The following is an 18,872-nucleotide window of genomic DNA, read 5'->3' as shown; positions in this document are numbered from 1 at the left end:
GGTGCTTTTGCCGTTACGCACCACCCCGTCAGTAGCTGAACAGGAGGGACAGCTGATAGAAACAGAAGCCACTGGAGCACCTCAAAAACACCATCATACACTAAATCAGTAAGTTGGCAGCATCACCGTTTTCCTGATATAAAATCAGAATCAAAATGTATCAAAAAAGATATATATATGTCTGCTGAATCTGGTGGTAATTATTATCGGATGTTTTTATTTTCTGGTTCTGGTTATTTTTATCAACCGAAAAAAGATGATGATAAGCTTATCGAATCAAATAACTCCACCAAGCTCAACCAGGATAAAAGCCATGAAAAAAATCACTATCATTAGTTTGTTTCTTATCTTACCTTTGAAAGCAAATATTATTCCATCTATATCATTACCAGATAAATTAAGTGAGTCGAAATATTCTGTAAGAATGCTTCGCATTGATGCAAGGATTGACTATCGCGTGGAAACCCCTGAGTGTAAGAACGTAAAATTTAATGATTACTTTTTCTTAAATGAAAATATTAAAGATCTCAATGATAAAAACCATGTTTATGATCCTGAGTTTTATCCAATTACATTATGGAGTTGTTCATATAGCAGAGAGGTGTATGATGTTGGTGAGTATGGCTCACATATACAGCACATCGTTTTTGATAAAAATAAAAACATATGGGTGATAGATGATGATGCAACAAAAACAAATAATAAATTTAAACCATCAGTTTTATATAATATAAGTTCAGTGAATGCACAGGGTTTCTTAATCATTGATGAGAATATTTCGGAGATGGATAAAACAATATACGAAGATGATAACATAAAAAAGAAATTTTATTTTTGTATGATTGATGGCTCACATGCTTTATGCGGCGCAGGCAGTTTAATCAGAAAAATAGATAATCAGTTGATTGATTTTACGCCATACATATTAAAGTCACTGGAAAGTATGGAGATTGGCGTTAATTAAAAAGGAATATCCGATATTAATATACTCTAAATAATTTGAGTTACAGGAATGCAGTAAATTTCCAGGAGTCTGGATGTTGGATACTGAGATGAGCGTATCATTAATGACGAGGTTACTCTGCGTTATTTAAGTGGTTCATGCCGCTTTAGTTCTGTCTTTGACACAGACGAGTGGCTTAAAATTTCAGGTGAGAGCAATTATCATTTTTCTGTTCCACTTGATAATATGTATCATTTTTATCAGGTCAGCATCGTTATAGTATACGTACAGTGGATTATTTAATCGTTGATAGAAACTGGCCTTCAAAACAAGAAAATTACTATCATGCGCTACGCCTGTTGACGTTTACGCCTAATAAGATATGCCAGAAAACAGATAATGGCAGGGTTATTCTTCAGCATAAAATTAACTGTCATAAGAATGGTAATGGCGACACAAAAAGAAAAACCATGAAATATAATGAAGGTACTTTTAAATATATGCTCAAAAAAATCATTGGCGCTCTCGCGTCAATTATTGGTGGGCTACTTGTTTTTTTATGTGTCTATTGGTTATTTCGTCTGGATACCTGGACAGAACGAGGGATTTATACAGGCATCTCTATATTTTTGGCTCTTATTCTCATAAAAATACTATCATTTTTCAATGATGAATAGACGGCAGGAAAAACCGTGAGTGTCTCACACCGATTCTTGCTGGATGTCAAATTTCGAAAGTCTGCTCTGCTGATACCCTATACAGAAGAACTGGTTCAACAATTATCAGACAGTAGCAGGAATCGAACCCACACCAGGCAAATCACGTAGATAATTCTGTAAGGGTTAGTTTTGTGGTGGTCTTGATAAACGGTAAAAAATAGCTTTAACAGTCCATTAGCCCAAAGGACTTCTCCAGGTCCGGGCACCAACCATTCAGATGCGGACGCCCTATGGCGTCCGTTTTTTATTTATAAAATCAACAAGTTACTCCGCTCTTCATGTTCACTACTGTTCATTAAAATATACTGGCAGCCACCGCTTTTTGTGGGTAAAAACGCCGGTTTTCTGCATAGCGCATGACGCTATTGAAACGTTATTTAGCAAATCCTGTCTGAACCAGAAATTAAGTCTCTGTTAACCTGCGCTATTACAGAAAATCATAGAACAGTTGTCTCAAAAGAATATCGTCCTGAAGGACGAGAACCCACGGCATTTTCAGGAGATGAGTCAACCGCGACAGAAAAAAATTATATTAATAATTTTTAATTATTTTTTAGAAATCCAGACAAGATTCAAATTAAAAACATTTATTTTCAATCGGTTATAAAAAATATCGCAACACACGTCACATTATTAACATGTGAATGATTGTGTTAAGTTAATGTAAATTGTATGTTTCAACATACCACTATTTTACTGCGTCCCGGCGCGCTCATCCGGATGGAAGGAGATAACATGTCAGCCTTATCAACTACTGGCCATAATGACGGGATCACTCTCCATTGTTTACAGAGCATTGCGCAACTCATTCCTCTGTCGTCGGCGGTTTTTTATCGTGTTAATGCTTATTTAAAGCCGGAAGCCTATGTTTTACATAACATTTCCAATAGCACACACCAACAATATCTGGAGCATTTTCAACCATTAGACCCGCTATCGCCTTCCCGGTTCGGCCAACAGGTTATTACCGTAGCGACGATGACGCCCGGTATCTGTGCCCGTCATCGCCATTATTATCATGAATTTATGCTACCTAATCATGTGTGCGACATGATTGAGATCTTTATTCGTCGGGGCCATCGTATTATCGCGGGCATTTCATTAATGCGCGATATACCTTTTTCCAGCGAAGAGCGTTTGCGAGCCCAGGCAGTACAACCATTACTGGGACTGGCAATTCATGATTTTCTTCAGGAAGACAACAATCTGACGTCAATATTGACCGCCAAAGAGCGTGAAATTGTGGGAATGGTCTGCGAAGGGGCCAGCAACAAATTGATTGCCCGTCAGTTGAATATTTCTCTCTCAACAGTGAAAACGCATTTACGTAATATTTTTGCTAAAACAGAAGTGATAAATCGCACGGAACTGGTTTCCCGAACCAGAATGTCCTCGGTACAATATTTACAGCATATGTGAAAGCGTTCTTTTTAACCCGCGTCAATTGCGGGTCTTTTCCCCATGTGTCATATGTGCCTGAATTAATACCACTCTCTGAGCTGATGCCGCAATAAAATGTCATATTATCTGGCGTCGGTATCCTGTTGCAGCCATTGATTCATGGCCTGATTGATCATATTTATCACACTAAGCAGAAGAACACGCTGGTGCCGCTCAAGCCGCAGATAACGGCGCAGCGGCGGCATTTTACAAACCACTTCGCTAGCAGCCCATAGCTCAATGCTGCAATACCATTCCTTATGATGTAAAACCAGAGTAAACCGACGATAATCCAGTTCACTCAGAGCCTGTTGTAAATTGGGGAAACGATTAAGATAGCTAATCAGCCCGGCGGTACTTTTACTGCCAGTAAAAATGACGGGATAACGTTTCAGCCATCCGGGCTGATGAGCGCGAATTTTGCCCTGCAAAGGATAATTGATTGTGCCTTTCACCCTGAATTCACAACTGTGAATACTGGCCATGAATAACCGTTTTTGCTGAACATGGCAGATAACCTGGGTAAATGCATTCAGATGCAGCACGGCGCTATGTTCGGTCAATTTTTCACAACGCCAGCCGCTCAAATCACGTAACACCATGTTCATTAATGTGCTCTTAAACCAGGGGACGGAGGACATCTGGCGTCATCTCTTCATTGTTTCGCTTTTCATAATTGCCCATCGCCCGTTCCACGACCTCTTCTACCGGAAGCGGGAGGAAAGGATTAACCCGTTGCACACATAATGTCCAGAATAAGGCATAGGCGGCAGTCAATCCAAGCATAATACCGAATGGTATAAGTACATCCCGACTGTTCATTCCTGGAGGCGCGATATTAATAATGGCGATAATAATACCCACGCTCGAAATAATCTGAGGTAAGGGAAACCAGGGGGCCCGGTAAGCGCGTGGTAAATCGGGGCGCCGAATACGTAAGATAACGACCGATAACGTTACCAGCAGATAAGCTACTCCCCAGGCGCAGACCGCAGCGAGGATCAGCGGAACAATGTGGTCGATATCACCGTTCAGATACCAGGCATGTAAACAGGGAATCGCAACACCGAATGCGATGGCGATGACCGGTGTTTTAAAGCGGGGGTGCAACCAGGTCAGAAACCGCGGCAAAGCGCCGTCCAGCGCCATGCCGTATATAATACGCGGTACTGCCGCCATCAGCGTATTAATCGTCGCACATCCCGCTAACAACAACCCCACGCCCAGCCAGTATTGCCCGACATGTCCCATGACACGATTGGCAAAGGCGGGAATAGCCATCGGCGTATCCAGTAAAAAGATATGGTTTGCCGCATCGACAACCACATTATTTACCTGCCGGTTAATCGCAGCACCATAGAGGAACATACAACCTGCCACCGCTAAAAGGCCAAGCGCCATCGCTCTGGGGATCGTACGATGCGCTTTTTTAATTTCCGGCGCCATTGGCGTTACCAGTTCACAACCGACGAACATAAACATCGCCATGCCAATATAACCAAACAGACCAGAAAGATTACTGACATCAAGCGGTGCGCCAAACCACCCGGAATGATGAGTGACCGGGGATAACAGGATCCCGCATAAACCGAAGATGGTCAGGGTAGTCCACATACCGAAAGTAAGAAATACTTCCACCTTGCCAAATACTTCAACACCAATGGCATTCAGTAACCCGAAAACCACTACCATGCCGACGCCAACCATCCAGGTATTGTGCTGCATGGCCACGTGCTCACTAACAGACTCAAAGTTCACCAGCGCCATGACGCCAGCGAGAATCGTTTCTGCCGTGCCGGCAAAAATGTGTACGATCAGGTAAGCGCAAAGCGCACCGGTGATAGCGAAAAAACGCCCCATCCCGCAGGAAATATAGTCGTAGACGGAGCCAGTCGTGGGAATGAGCGTTGCCGCTTCGGCAAAGGTGGTAATCTGCGCTTGCATCATAATAAATGCCAGTAATACCGCAAGGGCAAAGGTATCTCCCCCTGAGCCAAAACCACTGGTCACGGTCAGGATCACCGGGCTTGCCATAATCAGCCCGACGGAGCTGGCAAGTGTCGTGGGGAAACCAATAACGCCACGTTCAAGATGGCTGGCAAGTCTGTTTTTAAACATGGTCAACCTCTTCACTATTATTACAACAATAAATTACCGCTCCGGAATAACGTTTATTTATGGCAGGCAGCGCATCTAACAGGTATCGTCCTGAAGAGGGATAACGGTAAATAACGTTGTGACGCCGTCCCCGCATGCGCTAATAGCAAGTGGGGAGCGCGTTATTCTCCCCAGTGATGCCAACGCTACTGACGAACAATTAAAGGATTCAACCCTGTTTATGGCTTTCAACGTTTGCCAGATAATGTTTTACAAAACGGGGCGTTAAAACTTTCCATGCCACTTCGGTTCCCTGTTCAACAAACCAACTATCGCCCGGTGAAAAACGTATCGGTTCCTGACCCGCAACAGTGAGTTCCACTTCCCCTTCCAGCACGGTTGCGTGCTCGGTAAAGGGATAAATCATAGTGAAACCGCCGCGGGTCGATGAAAACAGTCCACAGGTAAATACGTCCTCAGGTTTACCGTAAATCATCGCAACGGCGACCTGGGGATCGCCTTCTGTTGGCAACGCCCCTAACAGGCTGACACTCCCGACTGGCTGTAATTCAGGAACAGGTTGATTGAGTTTAAAAGCGTGCATTAATGTTCTCCTGGTTAATTCCGGCCTTTCCAGAAACCGGCTGTTTGATGTATCAGTTTTCCCGCACTGACCAGCAATAGACGTAGACTGTCGCGACCATAAATTGTCGCGTGGGGAATGCTACTCATCAGACGATACCGCTCGGAACCGCCATTTATTCCTTCGGCCAGGATTTTGCATACAATATGGGAAGGCGTGACGCCAAATCCGGAATAACCCTGAACATAAAAAACATTATTGTGTTCACGAAGCGTGCCAATCTGCGGAAACAGATTCGCGCTACAGGCCATCGGTCCGCCCCAGGCAAAATCGATTTTAACGTCTTTCAAATAAGGGAAGACCTCCGTCAACAGAGTGCGGTTCCAGGCAGCAAAATCGTGCGGGGTATATTCAAGAAACCTTGTGGCGCTGCCAAACAGCAGACGGTTTTCTTTTGTGAGACGGTAGTAATTTATCACCGGGCGGATATCACTAAAAGCCCCGCGCAAGGGACTGATCCGCTCAACAAGCTCGCTGGAGAGAGGTTCTGTAGAGACCTGATAAGAATAAGTAACCAGCGTTTTCTTATAAATTTCTGGTTCCAGATTATTGAGAAAGCTATCACAGGCCCACAGCAATTTGGCCGCTTTTACGCTGCCCATCGCAGTACGTACCCGCACAGTTTTACCGTAACTGACCTCAACCACAGGTGAATATTCGAATATCTTCACCCCCAGCGAATTCGCAGCCTGAGCGGAGCCCAGCAATAAATTCAGCGAGTGGACATGCCCTCCCCCCATATGCTTGAGAACACCGCAGTAGACGTCGGAACCAATAACCTGCTGCACGTCTTTACCGGTATAGAGTTCAATATCGTCTTCCGGCGTAGCGGCTTTGAATTCTTTTTCCCATTGTTGCAGCGTTTTTAACTGCCGCTGGTTGTAGGCCAGATAACCATATCCGGGGACAAAATCAGCATCAATATGGTATTTACGAATTCGCTCCCGAATAATACCCGCGCCGAGGTTCGAGATTTTAAACAGCGTCTCCATTCCCGCTGCGCCTACATATTTTTTAACGGCTTCGATGTCGTGACCTATACCGGCCATTACCTGACCGCCGTTTCGTCCGGTGCCGCCATACCCAAGATGACGGGCTTCCAGAACGACAACATTAGTGATCCCCTGCTCCGCCAGTTCCAGCGCGGTATTGATGCCTGAAAAGCCACCGCCAATGATCACCACATCGGCATCAATATCCTCTTGCAGAGCAGGAAAATGCAACGGGTATTTTTTCGTCGCGCCGTAGTAATTCAACGCATCGAGTTTTGTATTCATCGCGTTACCTTGTCATCACGCTTGACTAAGAGCGCTATCACAGCACGGTAACGTTTTACAAAATATCGTCCGGAAGAATGACGTTCTTTGGAACGATATTCAGCCCCGAAAAAGTATGTTGGGATGGAAAAACGTACATTCCTGACCTACAGGCACTTCTGATGAGCGATGTGACATTACTTGCCGAAGTAACGACTTTTTTACGCCAACGACACGGACAATTTATTGCAGGTGAACGTCAGGCCGGAAACGGCACGAACTTCTCGGTCACTAACCCAGCCACAGGCAAAATCATCGCCGACGTTGTGTCGGCAACCCCTGCGCAGGCAGAACAGGCCATGCAGAGCGCCAGACGGGCGTTTGATGTCTGGCGTAAAATGCCAACGTTACAACGCGGCGCATTACTGCTGAAACTGGCTGATACTCTTGCCGCTCATCGTGAAGAGTTAGCTCAACTGGAAAGCGTCTGTTCAGGTAAAACGATTATGCTGTCGCGCGGTCTTGAACTCGATCAGTCAGTGGCCTTCCTGCGTTACTTTGCCGGTTGGGCAGGAAAAATAACCGGTGAAACGCTGAATGTCTCCCTGCCATCAATGGGAGAAGAGAGATACACAGCGTTTACCCAACGCCAACCCATTGGCGTGGTCGTCGGTATTGTGCCGTGGAATTTCTCAATTATGATTGCTATCTGGAAACTGGCCGCAGCGCTGGTATGTGGCTGCACCATCGTCATTAAACCAAGTGAATATACCCCGCTGACACTGCTGCGAGTCGCTGAGCTGGCTAAAGAGGCAGGTTTCCCTGATGGCGTAATTAACGTGGTAAACGGTGCTGGCGGTGAGATAGCGCAACAGCTGATCGCGCATCCAGATTGCGCCAAAGTGAGTTTCACCGGGTCAGTTGCGACAGGTGAGAAAGTCCGGCGTTCGGCAACATCGTCAGGAAAACGCGTTACCCTCGAACTGGGAGGGAAAAATGCGGCGCTGTTTCTCAATGATCTCTCGGCACAAGCCATGGTCAACGGTATTCTTGAAGCCGGTTATCTGAATCAAGGACAGATTTGTGCTGCCGCAGAGCGTTTTTATCTGCCCCAGGAAAAACTGGATACGGTCATGACGCTCCTCAGGCAACGGTTATCGGAGATCGTGCCCGGCTCGCCTTTAGATGAAAAAACGGTGATGGGCCCGCTGGCGAATCAGGTTCAGCTTGAAAAAGTGCTGCATCTGATTCAACGCGCACGGGAAGAAGGGGATACTATTGTTTACGGCGGTGAAACTTTACCCGGCGAAGGGTACTTTTTACAGCCGACGGCGGTAAAAGTGCGTAGTAAAAACAGTACGCTGATGCACGAGGAGACCTTTGGCCCTGTCTGTAGCTTTATCGGTTATCAGAATGAAAAAGAGGCGCTTTCGCATATTAACGCTTCGCCATTCGGCCTTGCTGCAAGTGTGTGGTCGGAAAATATGTCTAAGGCATTACGCTACGCTGAAGATATTGATGCTGGCATGGTATGGGTCAATATGCATACCTTCCTCGATCCCGCGGTACCCTTTGGAGGGATGAAAGGATCGGGTAGTGGTCGTGAATTTGGCAGCGCGTTTATTGATGACTATACCGAACTTAAATCGGTCATGGTCCGTTATTAACCATCCTGAAAATGATGCAGGCAGATCAACCATACCGAAAGGTGGACTGTCTGCCTGATTATCAGGTTCGTTCGCTGCGTTTTATTGCTTGTGGGTAATGTTAAACGCCCGGCCCGGCGTTCCTTCCTGCATTACTCGCGCCATCTACCGTTAGAGTAGGCTATCTCCAGTCTTAACGGTTCAGACTCATCCTGTAACATCGCTTCCAAAGACAACGCCAGCGTCTGATGATAGGCATCTTTTACACTGACTTTCAGCATGTTGATGCTCGGTTCATAACGTAAAATAGCAGCGCGAAGCTCACGGCAAAACCAGTTGAGAACCCGTTTGTCACCCACATTCACCTCGTGCCATTCCGGCATACCCCGAGTGAGCAGCGGCGGTAATGTCTCGCCACCTGGCACGGCGCAAGAGTTGAATAAACACATTAATTTGCGGCGTACCAATTCATGTGGGCTTATCCCCTCAACCAAGAGCCTGTCGAATAGCGCGACCGGAATGGTTGGCGTCATCATCATTTCCCTATCTGGTCCATCGCCAGATCCCATACTGACGTTCTGGACTCCTGTTGAGCGCCGTCTGGTTTCTCGGCAGTGATTTGCCATTCGATTTTCGTGAAGTTCAGCGACATCGTTTCCACCGGCTTACCGCCGGCGCCGCCGCTAACACTGAGTTGTGATATCAGCACGTTTGTCAGGGTATAAACGATAAGCGACCGCATTTTGCCGTCGTCATTGCGGCACAACGTCAGCACCGCGGTTCTAATTAGCCTCCCGCTACAGCAGTACTCATTGAGCACAGGCGTGGCGAGGTCGACAAATTTGGTGAGCGACATTTCACCAACATGCGCGCGCCCGGAAGTCCGCTCAGTGAGGCTAACATCGTTATTTACCTGCATTGCCACATTGTGGCTATAAGACATGATCTCTATCTGATCTTCAAAGCCTCCAACCTGGCTTTCGCCTTTGATATTGTCGAGCTTTAAAAAAATCGCATCCATGATTTATCTCCTTGTTGATCAGGTGGCAGTTCAGCAGCCAGACGAATACCGGCGGCCAACGCTTGTGACTCTTATTAAAAGCGCAACGACCAAAAAACACAGCGTGAAAAGCGCCAGGTTTGCAGGGATTTTGCCAACGTTTACCCACGTCTGATGAACGTTATTCCACTGGTTGCAATGCAATAGAGGGTTTTGGCCCGCTGTGGCCAAATACAATTGAGGTTATACTGAATGCTCTCTGCCATATTCAATCCCTTTTATCGCAAAGTATCCCTGGTGCCGGTATCACAGCGTCGTTATTCAAAAATTGACATTTCAGAATAATAATCAGCTATATATAAAAAACACATCAAAAAGCAAATATCAACTTAATTTTTACTTATTTAATAAAAAAATCCAAATTGATTTACATCAATTAACACATACAAAAACATTAAAAATCAAAGCGTTAAATAAAAATTAATCACTATGGGAATTTTATTTTTCTTAATACTCACATTATAAATGTTATTTGCTTATTTTCCTGTGAACACTAAAAAATGATTTAAATCAAAAAACAAACTATTCTCGTTGATTAACGTTTTGACCGAAATAAAAAAGATTTTATACGTCCCGGGATAGTCTCCCTTTCTGATGGATAATATGCATTAACGAGCGGGCAAACAGGTAACTTCTGCCCGGGTAATCCGTTACCCGACTGATATTAACATTGTCATGAGGTGATATCATTTGCCCGGCCAGCCATAATCATCCGGAACCGGCGCTACGCCACGAACATCAGGACGGAGCATTTTTTGTCGATCCTCTTCGTCATCCACCCAGACACTGGCTATCTCTTCACAGGTTGCAAACCATACGCCATCATGCCCTTTAATATGTTCAATCAAACGTGACAACATCATCATATGATGCCCATGACCGATTATCTGCGGATGAAGGGCCATCGCATATAAACCGTTTTCCTGATGGTGATAAGCATAGGTAAAAATATCCTTCCAGCGTCGCAGAACACCGTCAGTATCGCTCATCCCCTCCTGGTTGCCGGTATACGCCAGTGCGGGAAAATCATCCAGATACCAGCTAACAGGAATTTCCAGAATCGCGCTGGCCGGGCCTGCGATATTTCCCGTTTCCCAATTCACCTGCCAACGTTGAGGATGGTAAGGCACAAGATCTCTCGCCATCAGGCTACTGTCATAGAGAAAACCGGCTTCCTCCAGAAGATCCAGCGTATTCTCGCTATAATCCCAATAGGGAGAACGGTATCCCACAGGGCGTATGCCAAAATGTCTTTTATAACAGGCGAACGCCAGATCCATAAGTCGGCGTTCTGTATCACGATTCACCAGAGTCGGATTTTCATGATAGTAGCCATGGTGAGCGATTTCATGCCCGGCATCAAAAATCGCTTTACTGATTTCCGGGAAGGTGTCTACAGTGTGTCCGGGAATAAAAAAGGTGGTTTTGATATTATTTTCTTTAAACAATTTCAGAAGCCTTGGTACGCCAACTTGTGCACCAAACTCTCCTCGTGACATAAAGGATGGCGACGGTCGATTAAATCCGCCCAGCCATAAAGACTGAGCATCTACATCGACACCAAGATTGACCGCAATCCTTTTACCCTCAGGTAATTTTAAATATCCCATAACGACCTCCAGCTAATACATAGAAGGGACACATTCTGTTATTTAATGTGTGATGGCCAGATATTATATATGCCTGCTTTTCTGCGTCTGTCCTTGAACGTTGTTGCTGCCCCCCCAAGTCTATTTTCATATAGAACATCGAGGTTAATTTCTCCTGAAATGACATCCTCTTGATTGACGTGCGCCTCTGCGATAATACCTTGTGGATTTTTCCACACGACATCACAGGGGCTTAAAATTGAACTTCGGGCCCAGCAGCCTGGCAGTGGCCCGCCCGGGTTTCCGCCTAGGCAACAGTGAACAAGATAAATTTGATTTTCAATACAACGTGCGTGGCAACAATGCCTGACTCGCCAAAATCCCTGTTCAGTAAACGTAGCGGAAGGCGTTAAAATTAACTCCGCACCCTGTTCCGCCAGCGTCGCGGCACACTCCGGTATTTCTGCTTCATAACAAATATTAAAACCCACCTTTGCAAATGGCAGTTGAAAAACAGCCATTTTATCGCCTTCCTGAGTATACCAACCCCGTTCAGCCGGGAAGATATGCGTCTTACTGTGAGCATAATGTTCGCCATCGGGTCCCCATATATGCGCAACATTCTCATAGCGATCTGCTCCAGTCTGCTCCAGATGAGAGCCAGCAATAATGAACTGTCCTCTTTCTTTCGCTTCCTGTTGAAAAAGCTGCTTATAGGCATCCGTAAACTGATCAATTAAAGTTAGGTGTGAAATGGGTCTTTCTTGCCATTTTTTCAATAGTGTAAATAACTCAATGGTAAATAGCTCCGGGAAGATAACGACATCAGCCCCCTGACTTTTATTAAGAAGTATCCTTACCTTTGTTATGAAATCTTCAAAAGTGTTTATTTCAGTAACAATATACTGACAGGCTGAAACAGTAAAATTACGTGACATCGTGATATCCCCGGCATGAAATTTAAACTTAAATTAACGTATAGCGCATGGAGAATATTAGGGAGCGGACATTACGACATCAGGTTATTTTTTGTGAAGCTGCGCAAAATATATGGAGAAAAGAGTAGAAGCATTGAACCTTTATTTACATAAAGGGGACTTTATCGATGATCGCAGCGAGACAGAGAGTCGATAAAAATCCAGGCGAAAAACAATAACCCTTACCACAATATTATTTTCAGCATCTGAAAATAATCAGGCAAACTAAATGATAACGCGCTGGTATAAAACCAACGCGTATTTTTACCGATAAGGGTAATGAAGACGGCCACCCGAAGGTGGCCGTTAGAACCCGGTAGCGCTTCGCTTATCAGGCCAGTGAAACCGAGACAGCTTTAGCGGTGAGACGCCAGCGGCTGTTCCGTCATTGGCGGGTGGTGCTTTTCCGGATCTTTAATCAGTACCCACAGGATGATGGCGCCGATAATATCGAACAGACTGAGTGCAATGAAGAACGGGCCGTAACCGATAATAGCGACCAATGCCCCCATAAACAGGTTGAAGCTTAACTGTCCCATCCATGCCGCAGATCCTGCCAGACCGGCAACCGTCGCGACCTCATTTTTCTTGAACAGGTCAGCGCTCATGGTAATCACGACGGTAGACAGCGTCTGGTGCGCAAAACCGCCAATACTCATCAATGCAATGGCGACATACGGGTTAGTCGTAATGCTGACAAAACCGATCGAAATCATCAAAACAGCGCCGATGGTAAAGCTACAACGACGCGCATTGATCGTGGTCATGTGCATCTTTTCCATGAAGAACTTCGCCAGGAAACCGCCTGCAACGCAGCCAAAGTCCGCCGCCAGGAACGGCAGCCAGGCAAACATGGCGATCTCTTTTAACGGCAGATGCATCACGTTAATCAGATACAGCGGCATCCAGAAACTCAGCGTTCCCCATGCCGGGTCAGCCAGAAAACGGGTAATCGCCAACGCCCAGAAGTTACGCTTTTTAACGATCTCTTTAACGGCCGGTTTTTTATTATCGTCCTGGAGATAGCTTTCCTGGCCGTCTTCGATATAACGCAGCTCTTTGTGGGTGATCCACGGGTGTTTATTTGGCGAGTTATAAATCAGGAACCAGGTGATGGCGAACAGCACGCCGATCCCACCGGTAATCACAAACGCCATTTCAGTACCGATGCCGCTATCAGCAAAGGTCAGCATCGCCCAGACCACCAGCGGCGGCGCCAGCATCGCACCAATCGAAGTACCGATATTAAACAGGCCCCCCGCAATACCGCGTTCTTTCGTCGGGAACCATTCGGCGCTGGCTTTAATCCCGGCCGGAATCGCTGACGCTTCGGTTAGCCCCATCAGACCACGCAGAAATGCCAGGCTTATCCAGCCGCCGGCCAGCGCGTGCGCCATGTTAATCAGCGACCATAACAAGGCAAAGATAAAGAAGCCGATTTTCAGTCCGATGACATCCATCAAATAGCCGGTGATCGGCTGCGCAATGGTGTAACAAAGCTGGAAGGCGCTCACCACCCAGGAATATTGTTGCTCATCAAAATGGAGTTCTTTCATCATCGCTGGCGCCGCAACGCTAAGCGAGCTACGGGACAGGTAGTTTACGATGGTCCCTACGCAGACCAGGCCGATAATCCACCATCTTAATTTTGTCATCTTCATGATAAAGCCTCGTTAAAAAACATTAGCTCCGCGCCGTCTGACCTGTAGCGGGAAAACTGAAATCACAAAAATTGGTTGACCAATCAATATTTTCTCATCCGGACCGGTCAAAATCTGGCGGCAACTCCCGCACTTAATATTCTTGAAATAAATACATCAACTCATTTCAAGTTGAATGGTGAATGCTTTTCACCCAGCAAAAATTGACGCAGATCAAATAAATAAAATTGGCAGACCGTGAATGATGATATTTGTGATTTGGTTAGCCAATTTAGACAACAAGGTTGACATGAGGAAAATTTTGGTTGAATTTAGGGGTCAGAACGGGTTTACAAAGCACGTTTCGATGTTGGCTGGCAATGGGTCAACCACGAAGACGTTATCGCAAGAAGAGGAAACGAGATATGAAACAAACCTGGCGCTGGTACGGACCTAACGACCCGGTAACGCTGTCAGATGTACGCCAGGCTGGCGCAACCGGCGTGGTAACGGCGTTACACCATATCCCGAATGGAGAAATTTGGTCGGTAGACGAGATCCAGAAACGTAAAGCTATCGTTGAAGAGGCGGGTCTGGAGTGGTCTGTGGTAGAGAGCGTACCTATCCACGAAGATATCAAAACCCACACCGGTCAGTACGATTTATGGATCAAAAACTACCAGCAAACGCTGCGTAACCTGGCGCAATGCGGTATCTATACGGTTTGCTATAACTTTATGCCGGTACTGGACTGGACACGTACGGATCTGGAATACGTATTACCGGATGGTTCCAAAGCGTTGCGTTTTGACCAGATTGAATTCGCCGCGTTCGAACTGCACATCCTGAAGCGTCCGGGAGCAGAAGCCGACTATACGGCAGAAGAGATTGCTCAGGCAGAGCGGCGTTTCGCCACCATGAGCGAGGAAGACAAAGCACGTCTGACCCGCAACATTATTGCCGGTTTACCTGGCGCGGAAGAAGGCTATACGCTGGATCAGTTCCGTCAACACCTGGCGACGTATAAAGATATCGATAAAGCAAAACTGCGTGAACATTTTGCCTATTTCCTGAAAGCCATTATTCCGGTTGCCGACGAGGTTGGCGTGCGTATGGCCGTTCACCCTGACGATCCGCCGCGCCCTATTCTCGGCCTGCCGCGCATTGTCTCTACCATTGAAGACATGCAATGGATGGTGGAAACCGTTAATAGCATGGCGAACGGCTTCACCATGTGTACCGGATCTTACGGCGTGCGCGCCGACAACGATCTGGTTGATATGATCAAGCAATTTGGTCCGCGCATCTACTTTACGCATCTGCGTTCTACGCTACGCGAAGAGAATCCGAAGACCTTCCACGAGGCCGCCCATTTGCACGGCGATGTGGATATGTATGAAGTCGTTAAAGCGATTGTGGAAGAAGAGCACCGTCGTAAAGCCGAAGGTAGCGACGATCTGATCCCGATGCGCCCGGACCACGGTCATCAGATGCTGGACGATCTGAAGAAGAAAACGAATCCGGGTTATTCCGCCATTGGCCGTCTGAAAGGGCTTGCGGAAGTCCGCGGCGTCGAACTGGCTATCCAGCGCGCTTTCTTTAGCAAATAACCTTCTTTCGCATGGCGCGACGCGTCATGCGATTTCCCCTACTCAATGCAATAGCAACATGCCTCGCCCCGGAGATCGCGGGCGAAGACGTCGAATGACAGGAGTTTGCAATGGAACAGAATATCGCCACCGCCCAGGTTTCCGTCGCCCGCCCAAACTGGGACAAATCACGTCTGGTATCCCGTATTGTGCATCTGGGCTGCGGGGCGTTTCACCGCGCGCACCAGGCGCTCTTTACCCATCATCTACTGGAAAAGAGCGACAGCGACTGGGGCATTTGTGAAGTGAACCTGATGCCGGGTAACGACGCGCGGCTGATCGCGAACCTGAAAGCGCAAAATCTGCTGTACACCGTTGCAGAACGCGGCGCAGAAAGCACCGAACTGAAAATTATCGGTTCAATGAAAGAAGCGCTGCACCCTGAATTCGACGGCCATGCAGGGATTCTGGCGGCAATGGCGCGCCCGGAAACCGCCATCGTCTCCTTAACCGTGACCGAAAAAGGCTACTGCACCGACCCCGCCAGCGGCGAGCTTGATGTCAATAATCCGCTTATCCAAAACGATCTTGCCCATCCACAGCAGCCTAAATCCGCCATTGGCTATATTGTCGAAGCGCTAAACATGCGCCGGGAGCAAGGACTGAAAGCTTTTACCGTGCTGTCGTGTGATAACGTACGCGAGAATGGTCACGTCGCGAAGGCTGCCGTCCTCGGCCTGGCAAAAGCTCGCGATGCCGCCCTCGCCGCATGGATTGCCGACAATGTGACCTTCCCCTGCACCATGGTTGACCGCATTGTTCCGGCGGCGACCGAAGAGACGCTACAGCTGGTTGCCGACCAGTTAGGGGTTTATGATCCTTGCGCTATCGCCTGCGAACCCTTCCGCCAGTGGGTCATCGAAGATAACTTTGTGAATGGTCGCCCGGACTGGGACACCGTCGGCGCGCAATTCGTTGCAGACGTCGTACCGTTTGAGATGATGAAGCTGCGTATGCTTAACGGCAGCCACTCTTTCCTCGCCTATCTGGGTTATCTCGGCGGGTATGACACTATCGCCGATACCATGACCAACCCGGCTTACCGGCGCGCGGCGCTGGCGCTGATGCTTGATGAACAAGCGCCGACGTTATCAATGCCGGAAGGCACCGATCTGGAAGGGTATGCGAATTTGTTGATCGCGCGTTTCACTAACCCCTCGTTGAAACACCGCACCTGGCAGATCGCGATGGATGGCAGTCAGAAACTGCCGCAGCGTTTGTTGGACCCGGTGCGCCTGCACTTGCAACAGGGCGATGACTATCGCCGCCTGACGCTGGGCGTCGCCGGATGGATGCGTTACGTCGGCGGTGTCGATGAGCAAGGTAAAACCATTGATGTCGTCGATCCGCTGCTCGCGCAGTATCAGGCGATTCATCAGCAATATCAGACGCCGGAAGAACGCGTTCGCGGGCTACTGGCCATCGAGTCTATCTTTGGCAACGACCTGCCGAAGAACCACGAATTTGTGCAAGCCGTTACCGACGCTTACCAACAGCTATTGCAGAATGGCGCGAAAGCCACGGTAGAAGCGCTGGCTAAGTAAGGAGATAAATCATGGCTACGTTTATGACTGAAGATTTTCTACTGAAAAACGACATTGCCCGCACGCTGTACCATAAATACGCCGCGCCCATGCCGATTTATGACTTCCACTGCCATTTAAGTCCGCAGGAAATCGCCGACGATCGCCGTTTCGATAACCTCGGTCAGATCTGGCTGGAAGGCGACCACTATAAATGGCGAGCGCTACGAAGCGCAGGCGTGGATGAGTCGCTGATCACCGGCAAAGAGACCAGCGATTATGAAAAATATATGGCCTGGGCCAATACCGTACCAAAAACGCTGGGCAATCCGCTGTATCACTGGACGCACCTTGAACTACGCCGTCCATTTGGCATTACAGGTACGCTGTTCGGACCGGATACCGCGGAAAGTATCTGGACGCAGTGTAATGAGAAACTGGCGACGCCGGCCTTTTCCGCGCGCGGTATTATGCAGCAGATGAATGTGCGGATGGTCGGAACCACCGACGACCCGATAGATTCTCTGGAATATCACCGCCAGATAGCCGCCGACGACAGCATTGATATTGAAGTCGCGCCAAGCTGGCGCCCCGACAAAGTTTTCAAAATCGAACTGGACGGCTTTGTCGATTACCTGAGGAAACTGGAAGCGGCGGCAGATGTCAGCATTACCCGTTTCGACGATTTACGTCAGGCGCTCACTCGCCGTCTCGACCATTTCGCCGCCTGCGGCTGCCGCGCGTCCGATCATGGCATTGAAACGCTGCGATTTGCGCCGGTGCCCGACGACGCGCAGCTTGACGCCATTCTGGGCAAACGTCTGGCTGGCGAAACGCTGAGCGAACTTGAGATCGCCCAGTTTACCACGGCGGTGCTGGTCTGGCTGGGCCGTCAGTACGCCGCGCGCGGCTGGGTGATGCAGCTACATATTGGCGCGATCCGTAATAATAATACCCGGATGTTCCGCCTGCTGGGGCCGGATACCGGCTTTGACTCCATTGGCGATAATAACATTAGCTGGGCGCTCTCCCGTTTGCTCGACAGTATGGATGTGACCAATGAACTGCCCAAGACTATCCTCTATTGCCTGAACCCACGTGATAACGAAGTCCTGGCGACCATGATCGGTAACTTCCAGGGGCCGGGAATTGCCGGAAAAGTGCAGTTTGGTTCCGGCTGGTGGTTTAACGATCAGAAAGACGGGATGCTGCGCCAACTGGAGCAACTGTCGCAAATGGGACTGTTAAGTCAGTTTGTCGGGATGCTGACCGACTCCCGCAGTTTCCTTTCTTATACGCGACATGAATATTTCCGTCGTATTCTCTGTAACCTGCTGGGACAGTGGGCGCAGGACGGAGAGATTCCTGATGATGAAGCGATGCTAAGCCGTATGGTTCAGGATATCTGCTTCAATAATGCCCAGCGTTATTTCACGATTAAATAATCGCTATTAATCTGTGAGCACAGGTCTCAGGTATTTCGAGGGGCAGGAAGGCGGTAAGAGAGTGAGAAATTTAGCAGTAACGCACTTTTCCAGCCAAAGTCTGGCCGCCGATAAAAAGCAAAGATGTTGCTGATTAATCCCGAATCACTTACTAAGGTAAGTGATTCGGGTAAACAAACCCAGCCATCTTCTGCGTCATGCTTTTTTTCTCTGTCCGGAATAACTCCAGTGCAGAAAGTGTGATA

18 protein-coding genes are annotated in these 18,872 nt (G+C 47.7%); 8 read left to right on the top strand and 10 right to left on the bottom strand.

Annotation, left to right across the window (positions count from 1 at the left end; genetic code table 11):
- Positions 1-72: IS1 family transposase (locus tag ACH0WD_RS21900; protein WP_001568368.1), on the bottom strand; the 72-nt coding region annotated here is incomplete at its 3' end.
- 105 nt (positions 73-177) lie between these two features.
- Here ACH0WD_RS21900 and ACH0WD_RS21895 point away from each other — a divergent pair.
- The 4 genes from ACH0WD_RS21895 (at position 178) to ACH0WD_RS21880 (ending at position 3,081) form a co-directional block, all read left to right on the top strand.
- Positions 178-336 carry a hypothetical protein gene (locus ACH0WD_RS21895; RefSeq protein WP_395202378.1) on the top strand — a complete coding sequence of 53 codons (159 nt, stop codon included), beginning with the start codon at positions 178-180 and terminating at the stop codon, positions 334-336.
- Positions 314-964, top strand: coding sequence for a hypothetical protein (locus ACH0WD_RS21890; RefSeq protein ID WP_000724402.1), 651 nt, complete (start codon positions 314-316; stop codon positions 962-964). Before ACH0WD_RS21895 ends, ACH0WD_RS21890 begins: the two co-directional genes overlap by 23 nt.
- Positions 965-1,233: 269 nt before the next feature.
- Complete coding sequence (locus ACH0WD_RS21885; RefSeq protein WP_000385067.1) at positions 1,234-1,620, top strand: hypothetical protein; 387 nt, start codon at positions 1,234-1,236, stop codon at positions 1,618-1,620.
- A gap of 777 nt (positions 1,621-2,397) precedes the next feature.
- Entirely contained in the window at positions 2,398-3,081 is a 684-nt protein-coding gene (locus ACH0WD_RS21880; protein ID WP_001747491.1) for a LuxR family transcriptional regulator, read from the top strand.
- Between the two features lie 104 nt (positions 3,082-3,185).
- On the opposite strand, the gene ACH0WD_RS21875 is transcribed toward ACH0WD_RS21880, so the two are convergent.
- From ACH0WD_RS21875 to ACH0WD_RS21860, 4 genes are all read right to left on the bottom strand, one after another.
- Positions 3,186-3,743 (bottom strand): DUF3156 family protein, encoded by a 558-nt coding sequence (locus ACH0WD_RS21875; protein WP_000100107.1) that lies wholly within the window; start codon positions 3,741-3,743, stop codon positions 3,186-3,188.
- On the bottom strand, positions 3,721-5,220 hold the full coding sequence (locus tag ACH0WD_RS21870) for an APC family permease (RefSeq protein WP_000475960.1): 1,500 nt from the start codon (positions 5,218-5,220) through the stop codon (positions 3,721-3,723). Before ACH0WD_RS21870 ends, ACH0WD_RS21875 begins: the two co-directional genes overlap by 23 nt.
- Positions 5,221-5,428: 208 nt before the next feature.
- Entirely contained in the window at positions 5,429-5,803 is a 375-nt protein-coding gene (locus tag ACH0WD_RS21865) for a cupin domain-containing protein (RefSeq protein ID WP_000542984.1), read from the bottom strand.
- 14 nt (positions 5,804-5,817) lie between these two features.
- A complete protein-coding gene (locus ACH0WD_RS21860; RefSeq protein WP_001093168.1) occupies positions 5,818-7,119 on the bottom strand; it encodes an FAD-binding oxidoreductase in 1,302 nt (433 codons plus the stop codon).
- Positions 7,120-7,280: 161 nt separating this feature from the next.
- On the opposite strand from ACH0WD_RS21860, the gene ACH0WD_RS21855 reads away from it, so the two are divergent.
- Positions 7,281-8,765: an NAD-dependent phenylacetaldehyde dehydrogenase gene (locus ACH0WD_RS21855; protein ID WP_001286404.1), complete on the top strand. Its 1,485-nt coding sequence runs from the start codon at positions 7,281-7,283 to the stop codon at positions 8,763-8,765.
- Positions 8,766-8,896: 131 nt separating this feature from the next.
- On the opposite strand, the gene iraD is transcribed toward ACH0WD_RS21855, so the two are convergent.
- The 5 genes from iraD to ACH0WD_RS21830 all read right to left on the bottom strand — a co-directional run bounded on the left by iraD (position 8,897) and on the right by ACH0WD_RS21830 (position 14,031).
- Positions 8,897-9,280 (bottom strand): anti-adapter protein IraD, encoded by a 384-nt coding sequence (gene iraD / locus ACH0WD_RS21850; RefSeq protein ID WP_001537588.1) that lies wholly within the window; start codon positions 9,278-9,280, stop codon positions 8,897-8,899.
- A complete protein-coding gene (locus tag ACH0WD_RS21845) occupies positions 9,280-9,765 on the bottom strand; it encodes an Hcp family type VI secretion system effector (protein ID WP_000338762.1) in 486 nt (161 codons plus the stop codon). The genes iraD and ACH0WD_RS21845 overlap by 1 nt, the downstream gene beginning before the upstream one ends.
- Before the next feature lie 725 nt (positions 9,766-10,490).
- Entirely contained in the window at positions 10,491-11,414 is a 924-nt protein-coding gene (locus ACH0WD_RS21840) for a polysaccharide deacetylase (protein ID WP_000540891.1), read from the bottom strand.
- Positions 11,415-11,452: 38 nt separating this feature from the next.
- Complete coding sequence (locus ACH0WD_RS21835) at positions 11,453-12,331, bottom strand: carbon-nitrogen hydrolase family protein (RefSeq protein ID WP_000089254.1); 879 nt, start codon at positions 12,329-12,331, stop codon at positions 11,453-11,455.
- Between the two features lie 395 nt (positions 12,332-12,726).
- On the bottom strand, positions 12,727-14,031 hold the full coding sequence (locus ACH0WD_RS21830) for an MFS transporter (RefSeq protein ID WP_000784371.1): 1,305 nt from the start codon (positions 14,029-14,031) through the stop codon (positions 12,727-12,729).
- A 404-nt stretch (positions 14,032-14,435) separates the two neighbouring features.
- Between ACH0WD_RS21830 and uxuA the strand changes: the two genes are divergently transcribed.
- The 3 genes from uxuA (at position 14,436) to uxaC (ending at position 18,627) form a co-directional block, all read left to right on the top strand.
- Positions 14,436-15,620 (top strand): mannonate dehydratase, encoded by a 1,185-nt coding sequence (gene uxuA / locus ACH0WD_RS21825; protein ID WP_000815487.1) that lies wholly within the window; start codon positions 14,436-14,438, stop codon positions 15,618-15,620.
- 110 nt (positions 15,621-15,730) lie between these two features.
- Entirely contained in the window at positions 15,731-17,203 is a 1,473-nt protein-coding gene (locus ACH0WD_RS21820; protein ID WP_000437132.1) for a fructuronate reductase, read from the top strand.
- Positions 17,204-17,214: 11 nt separating this feature from the next.
- Positions 17,215-18,627: a glucuronate isomerase gene (gene uxaC / locus ACH0WD_RS21815; RefSeq protein ID WP_000190182.1), complete on the top strand. Its 1,413-nt coding sequence runs from the start codon at positions 17,215-17,217 to the stop codon at positions 18,625-18,627.
- Positions 18,628-18,872: the final 245 nt, after the last annotated feature.

This window comes from Salmonella sp. 2020_1395, from assembly GCF_043848115.1.
In the GTDB taxonomy this organism is placed as follows: domain Bacteria; phylum Pseudomonadota; class Gammaproteobacteria; order Enterobacterales; family Enterobacteriaceae; genus Salmonella; species Salmonella enterica.
Note: the sequence above shows the minus strand (reverse complement) of the source record. Positions and strands in the feature narration are given on the sequence as shown.

What these genes read in the sequence shown, in the direction of transcription:
- ACH0WD_RS21860 (WP_001093168.1), bottom strand. Translation starts at nt 7,119, where the DNA reads ATGAATACAAAACTCGATGCGTTGAATTACTACGGCGCGACGAAAAAA.
- ACH0WD_RS21835 (WP_000089254.1), bottom strand. Translation starts at nt 12,331, where the DNA reads ATGTCACGTAATTTTACTGTTTCAGCCTGTCAGTATATTGTTACTGAA.
- uxaC (WP_000190182.1), top strand. Translation starts at nt 17,215, where the DNA reads ATGGCTACGTTTATGACTGAAGATTTTCTACTGAAAAACGACATTGCC.
- ACH0WD_RS21870 (WP_000475960.1), bottom strand. Translation starts at nt 5,220, where the DNA reads ATGTTTAAAAACAGACTTGCCAGCCATCTTGAACGTGGCGTTATTGGT.
- ACH0WD_RS21890 (WP_000724402.1), top strand. Translation starts at nt 314, where the DNA reads ATGAAAAAAATCACTATCATTAGTTTGTTTCTTATCTTACCTTTGAAA.
- ACH0WD_RS21845 (WP_000338762.1), bottom strand. Translation starts at nt 9,765, where the DNA reads ATGGATGCGATTTTTTTAAAGCTCGACAATATCAAAGGCGAAAGCCAG.
- uxuA (WP_000815487.1), top strand. Translation starts at nt 14,436, where the DNA reads ATGAAACAAACCTGGCGCTGGTACGGACCTAACGACCCGGTAACGCTG.
- ACH0WD_RS21840 (WP_000540891.1), bottom strand. Translation starts at nt 11,414, where the DNA reads ATGGGATATTTAAAATTACCTGAGGGTAAAAGGATTGCGGTCAATCTT.
- ACH0WD_RS21895 (WP_395202378.1), top strand. Translation starts at nt 178, where the DNA reads ATGTCTGCTGAATCTGGTGGTAATTATTATCGGATGTTTTTATTTTCT.
- iraD (WP_001537588.1), bottom strand. Translation starts at nt 9,280, where the DNA reads ATGATGACGCCAACCATTCCGGTCGCGCTATTCGACAGGCTCTTGGTT.
- ACH0WD_RS21855 (WP_001286404.1), top strand. Translation starts at nt 7,281, where the DNA reads ATGAGCGATGTGACATTACTTGCCGAAGTAACGACTTTTTTACGCCAA.
- ACH0WD_RS21820 (WP_000437132.1), top strand. Translation starts at nt 15,731, where the DNA reads ATGGAACAGAATATCGCCACCGCCCAGGTTTCCGTCGCCCGCCCAAAC.
- ACH0WD_RS21865 (WP_000542984.1), bottom strand. Translation starts at nt 5,803, where the DNA reads ATGCACGCTTTTAAACTCAATCAACCTGTTCCTGAATTACAGCCAGTC.
- ACH0WD_RS21875 (WP_000100107.1), bottom strand. Translation starts at nt 3,743, where the DNA reads ATGTCCTCCGTCCCCTGGTTTAAGAGCACATTAATGAACATGGTGTTA.
- ACH0WD_RS21830 (WP_000784371.1), bottom strand. Translation starts at nt 14,031, where the DNA reads ATGAAGATGACAAAATTAAGATGGTGGATTATCGGCCTGGTCTGCGTA.
- ACH0WD_RS21880 (WP_001747491.1), top strand. Translation starts at nt 2,398, where the DNA reads ATGTCAGCCTTATCAACTACTGGCCATAATGACGGGATCACTCTCCAT.